This window comes from Flavobacterium sp. U410 (genome assembly GCF_053570605.1).
In genome coordinates, this window is record NZ_JBSEFI010000024.1 from 1 (window position 1) to 20,030 (window position 20,030).

At 34.2% G+C, this 20,030-nt stretch carries 16 protein-coding genes; 2 read left to right on the forward strand and 14 right to left on the reverse strand.

What is annotated here, in order from left to right; all coding sequences use genetic code 11:
* Positions 1-203: 203 nt before the first annotated feature.
* Entirely contained in the window at positions 204-1,076 is an 873-nt protein-coding gene (locus ACUSJC_RS14330; RefSeq protein ID WP_449270246.1) for a DUF808 domain-containing protein, read from the forward strand.
* A gap of 68 nt (positions 1,077-1,144) precedes the next feature.
* Here ACUSJC_RS14330 and ACUSJC_RS14335 read toward each other — a convergent pair whose 3' ends face one another.
* Positions 1,145-2,404, reverse strand: a complete 1,260-nt coding sequence (locus ACUSJC_RS14335; protein ID WP_449270247.1) for an NAD(P)/FAD-dependent oxidoreductase — start codon at positions 2,402-2,404, stop codon at positions 1,145-1,147.
* Between the two features lie 461 nt (positions 2,405-2,865).
* Here ACUSJC_RS14335 and ACUSJC_RS14340 point away from each other — a divergent pair, with 461 nt between their 5' ends.
* Complete coding sequence (locus ACUSJC_RS14340) at positions 2,866-3,186, forward strand: antibiotic biosynthesis monooxygenase family protein (RefSeq protein ID WP_449270248.1); 321 nt, start codon at positions 2,866-2,868, stop codon at positions 3,184-3,186.
* Here the strand turns inward: ACUSJC_RS14340 and ACUSJC_RS14345 are convergent.
* The 13 genes from ACUSJC_RS14345 to ACUSJC_RS14405 form a co-directional block, all read right to left on the reverse strand.
* On the reverse strand, positions 3,183-4,121 hold the full coding sequence (locus ACUSJC_RS14345) for a YeiH family protein (protein WP_449270249.1): 939 nt from the start codon (positions 4,119-4,121) through the stop codon (positions 3,183-3,185). The genes ACUSJC_RS14340 and ACUSJC_RS14345 overlap by 4 nt on opposite strands.
* A gap of 82 nt (positions 4,122-4,203) precedes the next feature.
* Entirely contained in the window at positions 4,204-5,088 is an 885-nt protein-coding gene (locus ACUSJC_RS14350) for a LysR substrate-binding domain-containing protein (protein ID WP_449270250.1), read from the reverse strand.
* Positions 5,089-5,244: 156 nt separating this feature from the next.
* Positions 5,245-7,131: a DUF349 domain-containing protein gene (locus ACUSJC_RS14355; RefSeq protein WP_449270251.1), complete on the reverse strand. Its 1,887-nt coding sequence runs from the start codon at positions 7,129-7,131 to the stop codon at positions 5,245-5,247.
* Positions 7,132-7,351: 220 nt separating this feature from the next.
* Complete coding sequence (locus ACUSJC_RS14360; RefSeq protein WP_449270252.1) at positions 7,352-8,110, reverse strand: shikimate dehydrogenase family protein; 759 nt, start codon at positions 8,108-8,110, stop codon at positions 7,352-7,354.
* 2 nt (positions 8,111-8,112) lie between these two features.
* Positions 8,113-9,084 carry a DUF368 domain-containing protein gene (locus tag ACUSJC_RS14365; protein WP_449270253.1) on the reverse strand — a complete coding sequence of 324 codons (972 nt, stop codon included), beginning with the start codon at positions 9,082-9,084 and terminating at the stop codon, positions 8,113-8,115.
* Between the two features lie 63 nt (positions 9,085-9,147).
* Positions 9,148-10,542, reverse strand: a complete 1,395-nt coding sequence (locus ACUSJC_RS14370; protein WP_449270254.1) for a tetratricopeptide repeat protein — start codon at positions 10,540-10,542, stop codon at positions 9,148-9,150.
* A 168-nt stretch (positions 10,543-10,710) separates the two neighbouring features.
* Complete coding sequence (locus ACUSJC_RS14375) at positions 10,711-11,898, reverse strand: aspartate aminotransferase family protein (RefSeq protein ID WP_449270255.1); 1,188 nt, start codon at positions 11,896-11,898, stop codon at positions 10,711-10,713.
* Positions 11,899-11,932: 34 nt separating this feature from the next.
* Positions 11,933-13,633, reverse strand: a complete 1,701-nt coding sequence (locus ACUSJC_RS14380; RefSeq protein WP_449270256.1) for an OstA-like protein — start codon at positions 13,631-13,633, stop codon at positions 11,933-11,935.
* Positions 13,634-13,733: 100 nt separating this feature from the next.
* Entirely contained in the window at positions 13,734-15,005 is a 1,272-nt protein-coding gene (locus ACUSJC_RS14385; protein ID WP_449270257.1) for an adenylosuccinate synthase, read from the reverse strand.
* 29 nt (positions 15,006-15,034) lie between these two features.
* Positions 15,035-15,487 (reverse strand): Fur family transcriptional regulator, encoded by a 453-nt coding sequence (locus ACUSJC_RS14390; protein WP_449270258.1) that lies wholly within the window; start codon positions 15,485-15,487, stop codon positions 15,035-15,037.
* Positions 15,488-15,565: 78 nt separating this feature from the next.
* A complete protein-coding gene (locus ACUSJC_RS14395) occupies positions 15,566-17,788 on the reverse strand; it encodes a RelA/SpoT family protein (RefSeq protein WP_449270259.1) in 2,223 nt (740 codons plus the stop codon).
* A 99-nt stretch (positions 17,789-17,887) separates the two neighbouring features.
* The gene (locus tag ACUSJC_RS14400; protein ID WP_449270260.1) at positions 17,888-18,682 is read right to left on the reverse strand and encodes a TrmH family RNA methyltransferase; all 795 of its coding nucleotides are present in this window, start codon (positions 18,680-18,682) and stop codon (positions 17,888-17,890) included.
* Positions 18,683-18,691: 9 nt separating this feature from the next.
* Positions 18,692-20,026: a DUF58 domain-containing protein gene (locus tag ACUSJC_RS14405; protein WP_449270261.1), complete on the reverse strand. Its 1,335-nt coding sequence runs from the start codon at positions 20,024-20,026 to the stop codon at positions 18,692-18,694.
* Positions 20,027-20,030 lie beyond the last annotated feature (4 nt).

Sequence of the window (20,030 nt, forward strand, 5' to 3'; positions counted from 1 at the left end):
TGGAAGAAGCGAAGCGCTTACCAAAATAAGGAATTGGAAAATCTTTGATTTTCAAATAACTCAAATGGAAGAAGCGAAGCGATTCTAGCTTTTAAAGTTCATTATCAGTCAATTAACATTGAGTAAATTTTAAATAATAGTTTTACTATTTTCATAAGAATAAAGACTAATTTTACAACCCAATACAAAAACAATACTATTTTATGGCATCAGGTATTTTTGCAATTTTAGATGATATTGCATCTTTGATGGACGACGTAGCAATGAGCAGTAAGATTGCAACTCAAAAAACCGCTGGAATTTTAGGAGATGATTTAGCAGTAAATGCGGAAAAAGCAACCGGATTTGTATCATCGCGCGAGTTACCCGTACTCTGGGCAATTACCAAAGGTTCATTTCTTAATAAATTAATTATTATTCCAATTGCATTAGCGCTTAATTACTTTTTTCCAATTGCTATTAAAGTTATTCTAGTGTGTGGAGGACTGTTCTTAGCATTTGAAGGTGTAGAAAAAATAATAGAATATCTTTTTCATCGCAAAGAAAAAGTGACTGAAAATCAAATAGGAGTTGTAGAAGATACTGGCTTAGAAGCTGAGAAAGTAAAAGTAAAATCGGCTATTACAACTGATTTCATTTTATCTATTGAGATTGTCATAATGGCTTTGGGGACTGTTCTAGATAAAAGCATTGGAACCCAAATTTTGACGGTAACTTTTGTAGCTTTTTTGGCAACTGTTGGTGTTTACGGAATTGTAGCCTTGATTGTTCGTATGGACGATGCGGGTTTCAACCTTTTAAAACGTTCCAATAACAAAGGGTTTTTATCGAGCTTAGGAAATTTCTTAATCAAAGCACTTCCTGTTGTTATTCGTTTGTTAGGTGTTGTGGGAACTATAGCTTTAATTATGGTTTCCGGTGGAATTTTAGTTCATAATATTGACTTTTTACACCATTTATTGCCTCAAGTGCCATCAATTATAAAAGAAATTACCTCTGGACTAATTGCAGGTATTTTAGTTGTGTTTGTTGTAAAAATGTTTGGAAAGGTATTTTCTTCTTTTAAGAAAGAATAAAAAGAGAGTTATTAGTATATAATAAAGAAATCCGAAGTAAAATTTTGCTTCGGATTTTTTGTTTGTTATTATTTATCGTCTCGAATGTACGGTTTGAAAATCAATCGTAAAGAAGAATTTTTATTAAAATAAGCAGCTGTCCAGTTTACAAATACATGAATTCGGTTACGCATTCCCATGATAAATAAAAGGTGTAACAACATCCAAGTCAACCAGGCAATAAAGCCACCGAATTTAAATTTAGGTAAATCGACAACAGCCTTGCTTCGACCTACAGTAGCCATACTTCCTTTGTTGGTATAATAGAATGATTTGAATTTTTTGCCTTTTAGTTTTTGCTTAAAATTATGAGCTAAATTTCCCGCTTGATGTATAGCTACATTTGCCAATTGAGGATGACCGTGTGGAAATTGTTGGGTTTCCATGTAAGAAATGTCACCAATGGCATAAATATTATCATAACCTTCTACTTGATGAAATTCATTGACCTTCATTCGATTACCACGTACTTTTATCTTGGTATCAATCCCTTCAGGATAATTTCCGGCAACACCGGCAGCCCAAATCAATAAATTGGAACGGATTTTAGTACCATCGGCAAGTTCTACCCATTGGCCATCATAATCTTTCACCTGAGTTTGAACCATAACATCAACTCCCATGTCGTCTAAATACTTTTTCGCCTTTTTAGAAGAATACTCAGACATGGCGGCTAACAATCTCGGACCGGCTTCAATCAAGTAGATTTTCATTTTACTGATATCCAAATCTTGATAATCTTTTGGTAAAACATACTGTTTCATTTCCATTAAAGCACCGGCAAGCTCTACTCCTGTAGGGCCCCCGCCTACAATAACGTAGTTGTATAACCCTTCTCGAACTCCTAAATCTTGAGTCTTATACATGTCTTCAAAATTTTGGAGAATACGCATTCTAATGTAAAGTGCTTCGACTGTACTTTTCATAGGAAAAGCATGTTGGCGAATGTTTTCATTGCCAAAATAATTAGTGTCGGCTCCGGTGGCCAAAACTAAATGATCATACGAAAAGTTTCCGATTTCGGTAACCAAAGTGTTTTCTTCAGGAATAACTTTTAGTACATTTGTAATACGAAGTGTCACATTTTCAGAATCATTGAATACTTTTCGAAGTGGAAAGGAAATATTACTGGCGTCTAAACGAGATGTGGCAACTTGATAGAATAAAGGTTGAAATTGATGAAAGTTATTGCGGTCAATGACCATCACCTGATAATCAGTGTTTGATAATTCGCGGGCTAATCTTAATCCTGCAAATCCACCTCCAACGATAATAATTTGTTTTTTCATAAGATGAATTCAAAATGAGTGTGTGTAGTTAGTTTATCTTTGTTTTTTGGAGTTGAATGTTTTTTAGAAAAACAATCATGAGTTAAGAAACTCAATTATTGTCAGTTACAGGAGCTTAAATAATATTTCATAACGATTGCAATTTTTTATGATTGATTTTTATTGGTTTTTTAAAAAATTGACAGTTTTGTTTTTAGTTCTTTTTTGAGCTAAATTCGTTCCATCTTAGATTGGCTAACGATTTTAACGGTATAAAGGTAATTATTTAATTGAAAAGTGAATAAAAAAGTATTGAGTTTTTTTTAACGAAAACGTAATAATGATGTGAATAATGTAATGAGATTTGTAATAATAATTTGCTGTTTTAAAAAACATCTTACTATTTAATTTAAATTTTCTTAAAAATCAAAACGCTAAAGATTTAATTTAGCCTTTATAAATGTTTAAACAATCCAAATTCAATGAGTCAAATGCATTCAATAAATGAAAAACTACCTTATTATGCCGTTATTTTTACTTCATTAAGAACAGCAATTGATGATGGATATTCAGAAACGGCATCGCGAATGTTAGAATTAGCAGAAAATCAATCCGGATTTTTAGGAGTGGAAAGTGCCAGAAGTGAAATCGGGATTACGGTTTCTTATTGGGAAAGTCTGGAAGCCATTCACAATTGGAAACAAAATAGCGAACATCTTTTAGCTCAGGAAAAAGGTAAAATCCTTTGGTACGAAAGCTATAAAGTCAGGATTGCTAAAGTAGAGCGAGAATACGAATTTTAAAGATGAACGATAAAAAACAAACTTCCTGTACTAATTACGAGCCAAAGAATGACGGCAAAGAGTAACGGTTTTATTCCAATGCTTTTTAGGGTTTGAAGTGTAAAAGTGGAGCCGATTAAGAATAAAGTTAAAGCCAACCCCGATTTAGAGAATTGTGTAATGGTAGGTGTTAGAGAGTTGAATACAGGAAAGTAACTATTCAGCAGAATTGCTACAATAAATAGTCCGATAAACCATGGGATTTTAATTTTTGAAAACTGATTTTTAAACCAATACATGGAAAATAAAGAGATCGGAATGATCCATAAAGCTCGAGCCAATTTAACTGTAGTGGCAATTTTCAGTGCTTCATCGCCATATTTACTGGCAGCTCCTACAACTGAACTGGTATCATGTATGCCAATAGCACACCATAAACCAAACTGTTCTTGGGTTAATCCTAAGAAATGACCAATTATCGGATAAATAAACAAGGCAATAGAGTTCAGTGTAAATACAATGGCTAACGCTAGTGAAATTTGACGAGGATTAGGCTTGATAATAGGAGAAACAGCAGCAATAGCACTTCCGCCACAAATAGCTGTTCCAACAGAAATTAAATAAGATAATGCAGTTTCCATTTTGAAGATTTTACCCAAAGCATAGCCAAGAATTAAAAGAACTGAAATACTTATAGCGGTTAAACTAAAACCTGTTTTTCCGGCGGTCAAAGCTTCATCGATAGACAAGCCAAAACCTAAGCCTACAATTGAAATTTGTAACAATAGGTGTATTATGCGATGCAATTGTTTTTCGAATGGATTTCCTATTATTAATGCCGTTATAAAACCTAAGACTAAAGCCGAAGGAGAAGATATAAAAGGAATAAAGCAAAGCATTCCTAAGGTTACAAATAATGCTTTGGGGAAAAAATGAGGTTGAACAATACTTTTCATCAGTAGATTTTTTTGAATTACTGAATTCAAAAGTCTTTATTTTTATATTACCAAACCAATTGTATTTTGTTTTGACGGATAACTAAAAGTTATAGTTAAGAAATTGCATGAAAAGGCTGATAAGTTCCGAACGTTCGCCTTTCGGTAAAATAAGTTGGAAAGTTCTATTAATATTAAAGCTTTTAATATCGATTATAGAAAGCGTGTGATTCTGTAATTCCTGAAAAATGCTGCTAATAGACAAAAAAGCCATTGCTTGAGAATGCAACAGATAGTTTTTGATGCTTTCGCTGCTTCCTAAATGCATGATAACTTGCAATTTTTCAAGAGCAATACCTTTATCCTGTAGATGTTTTTCGATGAATTCCTGAGTACCCGAACCCGGTTCGCGAAAAATCAGTTCCGTATCGTAAAGATCATTTAGCTTTAAAGTTGCATTTTCTAAAGGATGTTGGGCACGCGCAACCAACACAATCTCATCTTTTTTAAAAGGATGATATTCCAAAAGTGAAGATTGCGAAGCACCTTCAATAATTCCCAAATCAATAGTATGGTTTTCCAGTAATGAAGAAATGGTTTCAGTATTGTGCGTAATCAATTCAATTTGAATGTCTTTATAATACGAGTGAAAAGTAGCTAAAATTTCAGGTAAAATATATTGCGCAACCGTAGTACTGGCTCCGATTCTAAGTCTGCCTTTTTGCTTTTGATTTACTTGATGCATTTCAAATTCCAAATCACGATAAATGCCTCTGATTTTTACAGCATAATCATATAAAATCTTACCACTTTGTGTAAGTTGGATGCTTGCACCTTTGCGGTCAAACAGCTTGGTGTTGAACTGTTGTTCAATTTCTCTGATGTGTTTGGTTACCGCAGGCTGACTGATATGCAGTTCCTGTGCGGCTTTGGTAAAGCTCAGCCGGGTAGCAACGGTATAAAATACTTTTAAACGGTAATCAAACATGGTAAAAGATTTCGATGAAATTCAAAGGTAGTTTTTTTTAAGAAGAAGTAAAATAAAAGAAGAATTGATAATGCTACGAGAAATACCCTTTTTTAATAGAATAAAAATCAGTATATAAGACAAAAGAAACCCCAAGCTTTCACTCGGGGTTTGGTATTAAATTTCTCTTAATTTTGCTAATTTGTCTTTCCAAAGTTTCAAATCTTCTTTGTGACGTTCAATGTTCTTTTGAACTTCTTTTAAGAATGGATTGTCTTTTTTGGCATTGGTAATAAACTGAATGTTGTTTTCCAATTGGAAGATCTCATTTTGCACTTCGTCAATTTTCTTTCTGATAAAGAATTGCTCTTTTTCAATGGCATGATTGTCTTCATTTTCAACCCATTGTTCCAATTTAGCATCAAACTTCATCAATTCGGTATCTTTTTTAGACAAACTTAATTTTTCAAATAAAGCATCTAAAATTTTATTGAATTTACCTTCAATATGACGGCGGTTGTGAGGAACTCTACCAATAGCTTTCCAAGATTCAATATGTGCTTTTATAGCGTCTAAATCGGTTTTGTGATCGCCGCTTAAAACAAAAGATTTTAATTCTTCTAAATAATCTTTTTTCTTGTCAAAAGCTTCTATTTCTACTTTGTTTTCAGCATTTCGTACTTGATGTAAGCGGTCAAAATAGTGATTACAAGCGTCTTTAAATTCAGCCCAAATTTTATCAGAATATTTTCTAGGAACGTGACCAATTTTCTTCCAGTCATCCTGAATTTTTTTCATAATTGGTGTAACGGTATCAAAATCTTCACTTTCTTTTAAAGACTTGGCTTGTTCTACCAATGCTAACTTTTTATTCAGGTTATCTTGTTGTTCGTTTTTAATTTCTTTGTAAAAAGCATTTTTATTGGAATTAAAATCTCGAACAGCTGTTTTGAATTCGTCCCAAGTTTGTTCGTTCACTTCAGCAGGTACTTTCCCGGCTTTAAAGAAGGCTTCTCTTAAGCTTTCCATTTTTTTGATTTGCTCTTGCCAACCATTGTGCGAAGTAATATTTTCTTTTCCTAAAGCAATGATTTGAGCAATAATTCCTTTCTTCTTTGTAAGATTTTCAACTTCACGATCTTTAATCGTAGACATATACGCTTCGCGTTTGTCGTGCATTTCTTTTGTAATATCGCTGAACTCGTTCCAAATAGCTTCACGATGTTCACGATCTACAGGTCCAATTTCTTCTTTCCAAACGCGGTGTAGCATTTGTAACTCACGAAAGGCTTTTAAGACATCTTCTTCTTGTAAAAGTTCTTTAGCTTTACCAATGATTTCTTGTTTTTGCTCTAAATTGTGTTTAAAATCTTGGTCTCGAGCTTCCTTGTCTAAGTGAATCATATCGTAGAAACGTTCGATATGGAAGTGGTAATTGTTCCAAACAATGTTGTATTTATCACGAGGAATAGATCCTGCATTTTTCCATTGTTCTCGAATATCGTTTAAACGCTTAAACATGTCGGCAATCGTAAGTGTCTCCTCTGTATTATCAACTAAAGCTTTAAGCTCTTCGATAAGTTCGGTACGCTTCGTTAAATTACTTTTTAGATTTTTTTGTAATTGGTTATAATGTTGATTGCGTTTTTCTTTGTAAGAATCATATACCTCGTCAAATTTATGCTTGATAGGTAAATGATATTCAAATTCAGCATTTTCGTCCGTGTTAGAAGCGTTAAATTCTTCACGCTTTTCATCCAGTAGATTGCTGTAATGGTTCATAAAAGCCTTGCGAATTTCTTCGGCATGGTCTTTAATAGACATTACTTGGTAGTTCTTAACCAGTTTTTCCAGTTCAGCAGTGAGTTCTTCCATGGACATGGAATCATAATCCAGCATAGGGATACTATGTCTGTCTTTTAAAGAGTCGTCTTCGTTTTCTTCTGCATTAGAATTATCAATTTCTTCTTGAACAGATTGTGGTTTTACAACAACATTTTCTTGCGACTCTAATTGTGGTTGTCCATCTGCTTCGTGCAGGTTATCATGCTTATCTTCTAACATTTTTTAAATGCTTAAGGTTACTAATTGTGTACCAAGATAGTAAAGCAGAATGAAAATTCAAAGAAAATCCGACAAATGTATGCTTTTTTGAGCCAATGAAATTGGTTTGTCGTTTAAGATTAGGAAGTTAGGAGTTTAAATTTAATGAGCGATTTTTAATTTTAGAATTATATAATCTGCCATAGAGATTGTTATTATACTTAGAGTTGGTGTAATTCATTTATTTGTTCCAAATTCGCCATGCTTTTTCCGCTTGAAAAACCAGCATTTCATATCCATTTTGTGTTTTAGCTCCGTATTCTTTTGCTTTTTTCATAAAGGTGGTTTCTTCCGGATTGTAGACCAAATCAAAAGCAATGTGTTTTGTTGAAAACAAACTATAATTAAGAGGAGGACAAGCTTCAACATTAGGATGTGTTCCGAGTGGTGTAGTATTGATAACGATGGTGTATTCTTTGAAAATATCAGCGTTTAGTTCGTCATAAGACAATTCATATTCCGATGGAGTTCGGCTCACGTAATCAAATTCAATTTTAAGTTTTCGAAGTGCAAAAGCAATAGCTTTGCTTGCACCACCGGTTCCTAAAATTAAAGCTTTAGTATGGTGTTCTTCTAGCAACGGAAGTAACGCTTTTTTGAATCCGTAATAATCGGTATTGTAGCCTTTTAGTTTTTTCTTTGAAACCGTAATGGTGTTTACTGCACCAATTTTTCTAGCGGTTTTAGAAAGCGAATCTAAATAAGGAATAATGTCTTCTTTGTATGGAATGGTAACGTTTAAGCCTTTTAAACCTTTGGTTTCAGCTATAACTTTAGGAAAATCCTCAAGAGATGCAATATCAAAATTGACATATTCGCAATTGTCAAAATGTAATAAAGTAAATTTTTCGGCAAAATATTTTCTGGAAAAAGAATAGGAAATATTTCGTCCAACTAATCCATATTTCAATTGCTTTTTAATTTTTTTCTTTTTTCCCATTTTTACTCTTTTTTCCCCAATTTAAGGGCTAATTTTTCAAGACCAAAAATTAATAAAAATCCGAAAACTGACATAATAATAGCACCAATAATTTTAGCATCGCCATCAAAATATTGCGGTAAAATACTTTTTTCTATAAACGGAACGACTTCGCCGTGACTGTTAATACGCGTTTCTAAAACTATTTTCCAAGGCCAAATTTTATTCAACGAACCTATCATAAACCCGATAAGTAGCGCTAAAGTGGTGTTTTTATGATGCGCAAACATCCAAGTTAACACTCTTGAAAATAATTTTAAACCTAAAATGGCACCTAAAGCAAAAACAACAAGTTTTAAAATAGCCTGTGATAAAATTTCAAAATTCATTTGGGTTAAACCTTCACGTAGTTGGTTAATTGTACCGATAACAGTAGCATAAGACCCCATTAAAAGTAAGATGAAAGCTCCTGAAACTCCGGGTAGGATCATAGCAATAATAGCTAAAAATCCGGAAAGGAATAGATAAGGGAAACTTTCCGGTGATTGTGTAGGTTCGGCAATAGTGATGTAGTAGGAAAGTAGTGTTCCTATGAGTAAAGCTAAAATACTTTTGGGTTTCCAATGCGTGATTTCTTTCCAAATGAAAACAATACTTGCAATTACTAAACCAAAGAAGAACGACCAAACCAAAATAGGTTGGGTTTCTAATAAATGTGTGATGATCTTAGAAAAAGTCAATACGCTGATTCCGATTCCTGTAACCAATGCCAAAAGAAAATTTCCGTTGATTGAGGCCCAAGTAGTTTTAATTCCGCTGGTTTTTAAGGTTTTTAAGGTTCCTAAATTGATTTTGTTGATGCTGTCGATAAGTTCTTGGTAAATTCCGGAAATAAAAGCGATTGTTCCGCCGGAAACTCCGGGAACAACATCGGCAGCTCCCATGGCAATTCCTTTTAGTGTAATTAAAAGATAGTCAGGAAATAGTTTTCTCATAAGATCATAAAAAAGCCATTCTACTCTGTAAAATTTTAGTGTAGAATGACCTGTAAAAAAGCATTAGTTTCTAAATTTTTCGATAAGGGTTTGCACTGCTTTTCTCATCCAAACTCCAGGGAAATAATCTACTAAAATAGTATGATTGTTAAAGTTTAAACGCAATGCGTTGGTTAAATGATATTTTCCGCTTTTGCCATCACCAATCAAATAGTACAATCCGCCTAAACGGTATTCGATTTCATATTCATCGGGAAAAACTTCAAGTGATTGTAATAAAATTTCAATCGCCGCATCATATTCGCCTAACTGTTGTAAAGCATTGGACCACAAAACAAAAGTATCTAAGTTGATATCTCCGTTTTCAAAAGCTTTTTTATAACCAATTTCCGCTTCTTCAAAAAACTGAAGCGCTTCATTAATGGCGGCGTAGCGTTTCCAGTAAAAACTATTATCGGCATCAATACCTAAAGCTTTATTGACATAATACAAGGCTTTTTGGTAATTTTTTTCACCGATATAAAAATCGGTAATAGCAATCCAACCTTTGTCTAATAAAGGATCTTCGTGAACCGTTTTGTGGAAATATTTTAAGGCTTGTTCTTTATTGTCTAATTTTTCATAGCATTTTCCCATGCGTAATAGGGCAAATGAAGTAGCATCATCAATTTCAGTGGTAAGTTTGTAGCATTCAATCGCATCTGCATAACGTTTTAGCTTTTCAAGTGCTTTGGCTTTTTCCATATAAGCGCCTAAAAAAGTATCATCAATTAGAGTAGCATAATCAAATGCCCAAACTGCTTTTTCAAAGTTTTTAAGCGTGTAGTATTGGCGACCTAATTGGTGCCAAGCCACTTCGCTGTACGGACTTCTGTCTATGAATTTTGTTAAGTATTCAATAGCCTGTTCGTTCTGATCTAAAAAGTCATAACAGTACACTACATTGTATAGTGCTGAATAGTCTTCTTCGTCTTCTTCCAAACATTTGATGAAATATTCTTTAGCTTTCTCTAGATTATCCATAAAAAGATATTCCATACCAATCATCGAATACACGTCGGCATAGTCATCCGTATATTTTAACGCAATTTTTAAAGATTCAATGGCTTTTTCGTGTTCGTCTTTCTTCGAGTGGATATTAGCCTGCTGAATGTAAATTTCTTCATTAGTCGGTTCAATAGCATATAATTCGCCCAACAACTTTTCAGCAATCTCTAATTTGTCTTCATAAACCAGCATTTCAACCTGAACAAGCTTTAATCCTGTAGATCTGGGATGTTGTTCTAAGCCCAATTTTAAAGCCTTTTTGGCTAAATTCATCCTTCCGGTATCCATGTAATGCAAAATAATGTCTTCAAATTCTTCAGAATCAAAAAAGAAAACTTTATTCGTTTTTAACATGGACTCAAACTTGGAAAGGGAAAGGTTGTTATCTTCTTCATCGTGACTCAATCTCATACGCTTTGCAATTTATGGTTTTGTCCTTACTAAAATTAAGGAATATATATGGGCCTATTTTTTAAACAGCAAATTGTTTTAAACAATTTAATTAACAATTAGTGAAAAGAAACCATAAAAGTTAAAAAAACGATTTTTTATAAAAATTTTCTAATCTAAAATTTTGGTTTACAATTCTCTTGCTATTTCATTTAGTACTTCAATAATAATGCCACATCCTTCTTTGATTTCTTCTTTTGACAGAGTTAGAGGAGGTGTTGTGCGAATCGCCTTACCTTCAAATAACAACCAGAACATCATAACGCCTCTTTTCAAAGATTCTAAGATGACACGATTGGTAATTTCAGGACTTTCTGTCATGGCAGCAAGCATTAATCCTTTACCTCTAACTTCCGTGATAAGCGGGTGGACTAAAAGCTCTCGGAATAATTGTTCTTTTTCTAAAACTTCCTGCATGATGTTCGTTTCTGTAATTTCTTGTAGCGTAGCCAATGAAGCCGCTGCAATAACCGGATGTCCGCCAAAAGTAGTAATATGACCTAATTTTGGATCGTGACTTAATAAATCCATCATGGCATCAGAAGCGGTGAAAGCGCCAACAGGCATTCCGCTGGCCATTCCTTTTCCCATAACCACAACATCGGGAACAATATCGTAATTCATAAAACCGAACAATTTTCCGGTGCGACCGAAGCCAGGTTGAATTTCGTCTAAGATCAATAAAGCTCCTACTTCGTCACAACGTTGTCGAACTTTTTTCAAAAAGTCGTTTTCAGGTTGAATGAATCCGGCTCCACCTTGAATGGTTTCTAATAAAACACCTGCGGTTTTAGTCGTTATTTTTTCTAAGTCGGCTTCGTTGTTAAAGGTAATGAAATCAACATCAGGAATTAACGGGCGGAAGATTTGCTTACGTTCTTCAAACCCCATAACGCTCATGCTTCCCATCGTATTTCCGTGGTATGCATTGTAACAAGAAATCCATTGACTTCTACCGGTTACTCTTCGGGCTAATTTTAAAGCACCTTCAATAGCTTCCGTACCTGAATTAACCAAATAGGTTTTGTTCAAAGGTTCGGGAAGGTGAGAAGCTAATAATTTACAAAATTCGGTTGCGGGATGTTGGGCAAATTCACCATAGACCATTACATGCGAATATTTGTCCAATTGTGCTTTAATGGCATCGTTAACTCTTTGAGGTTGATGTCCCAAAGTATTTGCGGAAACTCCGGCTACAAAATCGAGATAGGCTTTTCCGTTAGTGTCATAAATATAACTTCCTTTGGCATGAGAAATTTCTAAGGCTAAAGGATATTCTGAGGTTTGTGCTTGGTATTTATAGAAATCGTTAAGCATAATGGTTAAGCTAATAAAGTGAAAACTACAGATTTTAGGGCTGCTTTTCTACAGTCTTTTTATCTTTTGCTTTTGGATTGTTTTTGTCGTAATCTAAAGTTTCAGGAAGCACTTCCATAGGAACATCGTCTTCAGTAGACTTCTTTTTACTTTCTATTAAAATTTGTTCATGAAGAATGTTCTCTTCTTCCGGAAAAATATCTTCTTTGGATTTTATTCGTTCATCTCCCCGCCAGATAAAACCTTTAAGTTTTCTAACATTTTCAGGGAATTCTTTTTCAGGATATAAATAACTTTCAACTGCTTTAAATCCAGTTACTGTTTGTATTTGGTTGTCTTCAATCTCCATTTCAATTCGACTACATTTCTTTTTCTCGATACCAATTAATTCGTTATCATCATTGTACGCGTAATGGATTACTTCGGCATTTTTGTCAATATTGACGTGGTATAGTTTATTGTCTTTGAATTTTCCGTATAAGTTTTGACCCTTAATTTGGTTATATCCGTTTTCGCTCAAGGTGTCTTTTTGAACTAAAAAAGCATTGTTAAGCACTTTTAAGGAATCCAGTTTTTCGGTAGTATTGTTACCAATTAAATGCATAACATCACCGGTCATTTGGTTTTCATTATTCCAAACCACAGGATTACCAATTAATTGTGTAAGTGCTTTTTTATTGTTAGAATGTAAGGAGTCACATTTTCCGCTCATATCGGTTTTGTAAAAACGAACATTGTTAAATGCTCGGACTGTTCGATCTTCCGGCGGTCCTGTAACCAATATTTTTTTTCCATGCATGTAAAGAGAATCGTCTTCCACTTTTGAAATAACCACGGCACGTTTAGTTAAAATGATGGAATCTTTTCGAGTAATCGGATCGCGCCACATTTCAGCATAATGTCCTTTAGCGACCATATTATTAATAGTATCCGTTATTTTGACATTATTAACTGCTTTTGAAAAATTTCTCGATTGGTCGTAAAACAAATCATCTCCTTCAATGATTTTATTATCGTAGGTGATTTTTGAATTCTTGAGTAGTTTTCCGGTATTGTTATTGGTGTCGTAAAATCCGTTTTCGGTATAAATTACATTTCCTTCGTTTGTAATGGTTGAAGGGCCAAAAACATAAGCGTGTCCCGAATTTTCGTAGAAATCCAAATGATTGGTTTCAATTTTTGCTTTCGGATTGGTTACCACAACTTTTGTGTTGAACTGATATTTTTTGGTCTCCAAAAAGTATTTTCCCGATTTACTTTTTAGCGTATTTTCTTTGTTTACAATAGTTCCATAGCTGTTGTAAAATGCCATTTGACTTTTTTTGTCAAAATAAATCGTATCGGTTGTTAAAGTAGATTCAGGAGAACGAAGAAAAACATCGCCAGTAGCAAAAGCCAATTCTTTTTGCCCGTCATATTCAGCATATTTACTGTTTAAGGTAATGGTGTCGCCTTGATTGATTCGGACATTTCCGAAAGCCTTGATATAGTTTTCTTTATCAAAATAATAGGCTTTATTGCAATTGATTTTGACACCATTGTGTAGAACGCGAACATTTCCGGTGAAAACAGTAGCTCCCGGAATTTCGTTTTGATCGCGATCCACGAAATCAGAGTTTTCTACAATAATTTTTTTGCCTTGTTGTGGATTAGATATCTGTTTTTTAGTTTCTTGCGCATGAAGAACTTGAATAAAACTTAGGAGGCAGGCAATATATAAGGCTAATTTTTTCAATCTGGACTATTTTGTGTCAAAAATAAGTAAAAACTCGAAATGCCTTTGTGAATTAAGAATTTTTTATAAAAAAAGCGCTCCTAATTGGAACGCTTTTCAATTATTTTGTAATGGTTTGTGTTCTATCAGGACCTACAGAGATAACTTTAATAGGTACTTCAACTTCTTTTTCAATAAAAGTGATATACTCTTTTAATTCTTGAGGAAGTTCATCATACGTAGACATTCCTGTTAAATCAGCTTTCCAACCTTTTAATTCGGTATAAACCGGCTGAACGTTTTCCGGTTCAATATTGTATGGCAAATGATCAATTTGTTTTCCTTGATATTCGTAAGCTGTACAAACTTTTAACGTATCAAAACCAGAAAGAACATCGCCTTTCATCATGTACAATTGAGTAACACCGTTGATTTCAACAGCATATTTTAAAGCAACTAGGTCTAACCAGCCACAACGACGAGCACGTCCGGTTACTGAACCAAATTCGTTACCCACTTTAGCCATAGTAGCACCTACTTCATCAAATAATTCTGTTGGGAATGGACCTGAACCTACACGAGTAGTATAAGCCTTGAAAATTCCGAATACATCTTTTACTCGGTTAGGAGCAATACCTAAACCTGTACAAGCTCCGGCAGCAGTAGTGTTTGATGAAGTTACAAACGGATACGTTCCGAAATCAACATCTAATAAAGAACCTTGAGCACCTTCTGCTAGAATAGATTTACCTTCTTTAAGTGCTTTGTTCAAATAATCTTCACTGTCAATGAAAGTCAATTGCTTCAATGCTTCTACTGCAGCAAAGAATTCGTCTTCCATTTCTTTTAAATTGTATTGTAGATCAACGTCATAAAAAGAGATCATAGCTTCGTGTTTATCCGCTAATGCTCTGTAACGTTGGTTGAAATCTTCTAATTCAATATCACCTATACGCAAACCGTTTCTTCCGGTTTTATCCATATAAGTAGGACCAATACCTTTTAAGGTTGAACCAATTTTTGCTTTACCTTTAGAAGCTTCAGAAGCGGCATCTAATAAACGGTGGGTAGGTAAAATAAGGTGTGCTTTACGCGAAATGAATAACTTAGAAGTTACATCCATATCAAATTTAGCTAAACCTTCAATTTCTTTTTGGAAAACAACCGGATCCATCACTACACCATTACCGATGATGTTGATAGCGTTTTTGTGGAAAATTCCGGAAGGAATAGTTCTTAAAACGTGTTTGATTCCGTCAAATTCCAAAGTATGTCCGGCATTTGGACCACCTTGAAAACGAGCAATAATATCGTATTTTGAAGTAAGAACGTCAACGATTTTTCCTTTACCTTCGTCGCCCCATTGCAGTCCTAGTAGTAAATCTACAGTCATTTTTAGTAGTTAGTAATTATGAGTTAGTATTAGTTTGTTGTGTTATTTTCTTTCTTTGTTCCGTAGAAATACAGTGAGTGATTTTGAATTTCGATACCAAACATTTCTTCCATTGTTTTTTTAATTTGTTGGATTCTTGGATCGCAAAATTCAATAACTTCACCTGAATCGGTTAAAATAATATGATCATGTTGTTTGTCGAAATACGATTTTTCGTAATGTGCTTGGTTTTGCCCAAACTGATGACGACGAACCAATCCGCAGTCTAATAGGAGTTCTATCGTATTGTAAAGTGTTGCTCTACTAACACGATAATTTTTATTTTTCATTTTGATATACAATGATTCAATATCAAAATGTTCACTTGAATTGTATATTTCCTGAAGTATAGCATATCGCTCAGGAGTTTTGCGATGTGCTTTTTCTTCTAAGTATTTAGTAAATACGTTTTTTACAATGTCTTGATTGTTGTTGTTTTCCATTAGTTCTAAAATGAAACAGCTACAAAGATACTTTTATTTTTTGAATGTGAAAAACATCTGAAAAAATGAAAAGAAAACTTAGTTTTGATAAACTCGTGTTACTTTGTCTACGCCGTCTACTTTTTTAATATTATCCATGAGTTTTTTCAATACGGTATTGTTTTGAACGACAACTGTAATTCGGCCATTAAAAATACCGGCGTCACCGCTTAAGGTAATGTTTTGAATGTTTACGTGCATTTCGTTAGAGATAATTTTGGTTAGTTCATTGGTCAAACCAAGAGTATCCATTCCTGTAATTTCTAAAATGGCTTTGAATTCTTCTTGAGAGGAGTCAATCCATTTGGCTTGAATAATTCGATACGCATAGTTGGATTGCATGCTAATTGCATTTGGACAATCTTTTCGATGCACTTTAATTCCTTCATTAATGGTAATAAAGCCAAAAACATCATCACCCGGAATCGGATTACAGCAATTGGCTAATTTATAGTCTAGTTTTTCTTGTTCTTTTCCAAAAACTAATAAGTCGTATTTTTTGCTGATTTCATCGCGATGAATGATTTCAGGTTGTGGATTTGGAGAACGTTTGATGGTTTTCTTAAAGAAATTAACCAAAGTGTTGCTTTTTTGAGCCGCGTATTCTTTAAGTTGTTGGTTATCGATAGTCCCAATTCCCATTCGGTAAAACAAATCCAAACTAGTCTGTAGTTTAAAATAAACTACTAATTCATTCACTACGTTTTCATTTAAGGTTATTTTTAAATGACGAAGTTTTCGTTCCAAAATTTCTTTTCCTTCTTCACCGATTTTTTTAATGTCTTCGTTCAGAACATTTTTGATCTTATTTTTAGCTCTTGACGTGGAAACATAATCGAGCCATTGTGCTGTCGGTTTTTGATTCGGAGAAGTAATGACTTCAACCTGATCACCACTATTTAAGACGTGATTTAACGGAACTAATTTTCCGTTCACTCGTGTTCCTCGTGTATGTGCACCAATTTCAGAGTGAATAGCGAAGGCAAAATCTAATGAAGTAGCACCTTTTGGCAATGATTTAATATCGCCTTTTGGTGTAAAAACATAAATTTCTTTAGCGTATAAGTTCAGTTTGAAATCTTCTACAAAATCTACAGCACTTGAAGTTTGGTTTTCCAAAGCTTCTTTTAATTGGTTTAACCAAATTTCTAAAGTGTGTTCTTCAGTATCATTAGAATTTTTGTATTTGTAATGCGCTGCATATCCTTTTTCTGCAATTTCGTCCATTCGTTCACTACGAACCTGTATTTCAACCCAGCGACCTTTTGGTCCCATTACAGTAGTGTGTAAGGCTTCATATCCGGTTGATTTTGGTGAAGAAATCCAATCCCGTAAACGGCTAGGGCTTGGACGATAATGATCGGTTACAATAGAGTAAATTTTCCACGCTAAGAATTTTTCATCATGAGTGTTGGATTTATAGATAATACGCAAAGCAAATTTATCATAGACTTCATCAAAAGTTACTTTTTGCGTACGCATTTTTCTACGAATAGAATAAATCGATTTTGGTCGGCCTTTGATAATGAATTCAACACCTTCGTCTTCTAAAGATTTGCTTAAAACATCAGAAATCGATTTGATATAAGCATCTTGTTCTTGCTTGGTTTCTTTTATTTTGCTTACAATTTCGTTGTAAACTTCAGGCTCAGTATATTTTAACCCTAAATCTTCTAATTGAGTTTTGATGTTGTATAATCCTAAGCGGTGTGCTAACGGAGCATAAATGTATAAGGTTTCCGAAGCAATCTTTGCCTGTTTGTAGTCAGCCATGCTTCCCATAGTTTGCATGTTGTGAAGACGGTCTGCTATTTTAATTAAAATCACGCGAACATCTTCATTAAGTGTCAACAGCATTTTACGGAAATTCTCGGCTTGAAGCGAAATATCCTGATCGGTTTTTACTTTAGCAATTTTGGTTAATCCTTCAACAATTTTAGCGATTTTAGGATTAAACATTCGCTCTATATCTTCAACAGTGATATCGGTGTCTTCAACAACATCATGCATTAAAGCAGCAGCAATGGAAGTGGCCCCCAAACCAATTTCGGCTGCAACAATTTTGGCCACAGCAATAGGATGGAAGATATAAGCTTCTCCCGATTTTCGTCTCTGATCTTTGTGCGCATCTACGGCAACATCAAAAGCTTTGCGAATTAGTTTTTTGTCTTCATCGGAAAGTGTTTGATAACTGATGCGTAAAAGCTCTTTATATTCTTGCGCAATGGCTTTGTTTTCTGCTTCTAAATCTATTTCTACCATATAAAACCTCAATAACTATCTAAAGTTAGTACAAAGTAATGAAATTAACAATTTTATTTTAAAAAAGGAGAAGCTTTGTGGTAAATTATTATACAGATCTTAATTAAAATCTCGTTGACGTTTCGCTTCAAAAAGTAAAATGGCAGCAGCAACCGAAACATTCATAGAATCAATTTCACCTTGCATTGGAATAATGATGTTTTTAGTACTTTCTGTACGCCAAATTTGAGTTAATCCTGTGGCTTCTGTTCCTACGACCAAAGCAGTAGGCGACGTGTAATCTTGGGTGTGATATTCGGTTGAATCTTGTAGTGTAGCCGAATAAATACGGATCTTTTTGTCTTTTAAAAACTGTACGACTTCTTCCGATGTTCCCGCAGCAATTTGTCTCGTAAACAAACAACCTACACTGGAACGTACAATATTCGGGTTGTAAATATCAGCTCTTGGATTGGCTATAATTACAGCATCAATGTTGGCAGCATCGGCAGTACGTAGAACGGCACCTAAGTTTCCGGGTTTTTCTAAACCTTCGGCTACTAAAATAAGTGGATTTTCAGATAGTTTTAAATCGGTTAATGCTAAAGATTTGGATTCGGCAATAGCTAAAATTCCTTCGGTAGTATCGCGATACGCTAATTTTTGATAGACTTCTTTCGAAATTTCTATTGTTTCGGTTTCTGACGAAATGGGCAAACGATTTACTTGGTCTCCGGAAAAAATTTCAGGCAAAAAAAGAATTGTTTTTAATGAATATCCGCCTTTTAAAGCCAATTCAATTTCGCGTTGACCTTCAATTAAAAAAGTTCCGGTTTGCTTTCTAACTTTTGCTTTTTCCTGAAGTTGAACTAATGATTTGATAAACGGATTTTGAACAGATTCTATTTTTTTCATTTTGCAAAATTACAAAATTCCTCTAGCTTTAATTTCTAAATATTTGTTGATGGTATCTAACGTAAGATTTTCGGGTTCGGTTAAAACCGAGTAAATACCATATTTTTTTAATTCGTTGACAATTAATCGTTTTTCAAAAGCGAATTTTTCGGCAATTGTTTTGTCGTAGATTTCCTGAACATTGGTTGCTTTTTTCTGGATCAACTCATTGAGTTCGGTATTGTTAAAAAAAACCACAACCAATAAATGATTTTTAGCCATTCCTTTTAGATACGGCAATTGACGGTATAAGCTGTCTAAAGTTTCAAAATTGGTATACAATAGCAACAAGCTACGTTGGTTGATATTCTTTTTGACATCTACATACAAACGGCTAAAATCACTTTCGAAGAAATCGGTTTTAATGTTGTATAAATTCTCCATGATTTGCTGCATTTGGCTTTGACGTTTTTCGGCAGCAACAACGTTTTCTACTTTTTTAGAGAATGTAAACATTCCGGCTTTATCGTGTTTTTTCAGAATAACATTAGATAAAACCAAAGTGGCATTAATCGCATAATCCAACAAACTCAATCCGTTGAAAGGCATTTTCATTACCCTTCCTTTATCAATAATCATGTAAACATTTTGTGATTTTTCATCTTGAAATTGGTTGACCATGAGTTGATTGCGCTTGGCAGTCGCTTTCCAATTGATAGTTCTGATGTCATCACCTTGCACATATTCTTTAATTTGCTCAAATTCCATAGTGTGCCCAATGCGTCTGATTTTTTTCAAACCATATTGGAACAAATTATTAGAAAAAGCCATTAAATCGTATTTCTTCAATTGAATGTACGACGGATAGGTTGGAACCATTTGGTTTTCCTCATACATAAATCGTCTGCTGATGAGGCGAAGCGGAGACGAAGCATAAAGGTTCAGTTTGCCAAAAGTGTATTCGCCGCGTTCTGTGGGACGAAGAAAATATTGGTAACTGTCTTTTGCCTGAGTTTTTATTTTGCGACGGACTTCAAAATGGCGTTGTTGAAACTGAAACGGAACTTCATCGATCGCTTTAAGGTGAATGGGAAACGTGTAATAATTTTGAACGTAAACCGTAATTGGGTTTTCATCGCCGTTCGATAATTTTTCGGGAAGTAGGCGAGAACCCGTTACTTTTTTTCCGGAAGCAAATAGCAAAAGACCATCAATGACTGTAAAAGCTAGCAATAAAAATAAGGCATACCAAGCTGCGTTGTAAAACATGGGAAGAAAAAACGACACTATAAAAAGTGCGATGATTCCCATGACGCAGTAAAAGAAAAAAGTGTTGATATATAATTGCTTATAAAAGGCTAGCATGTTC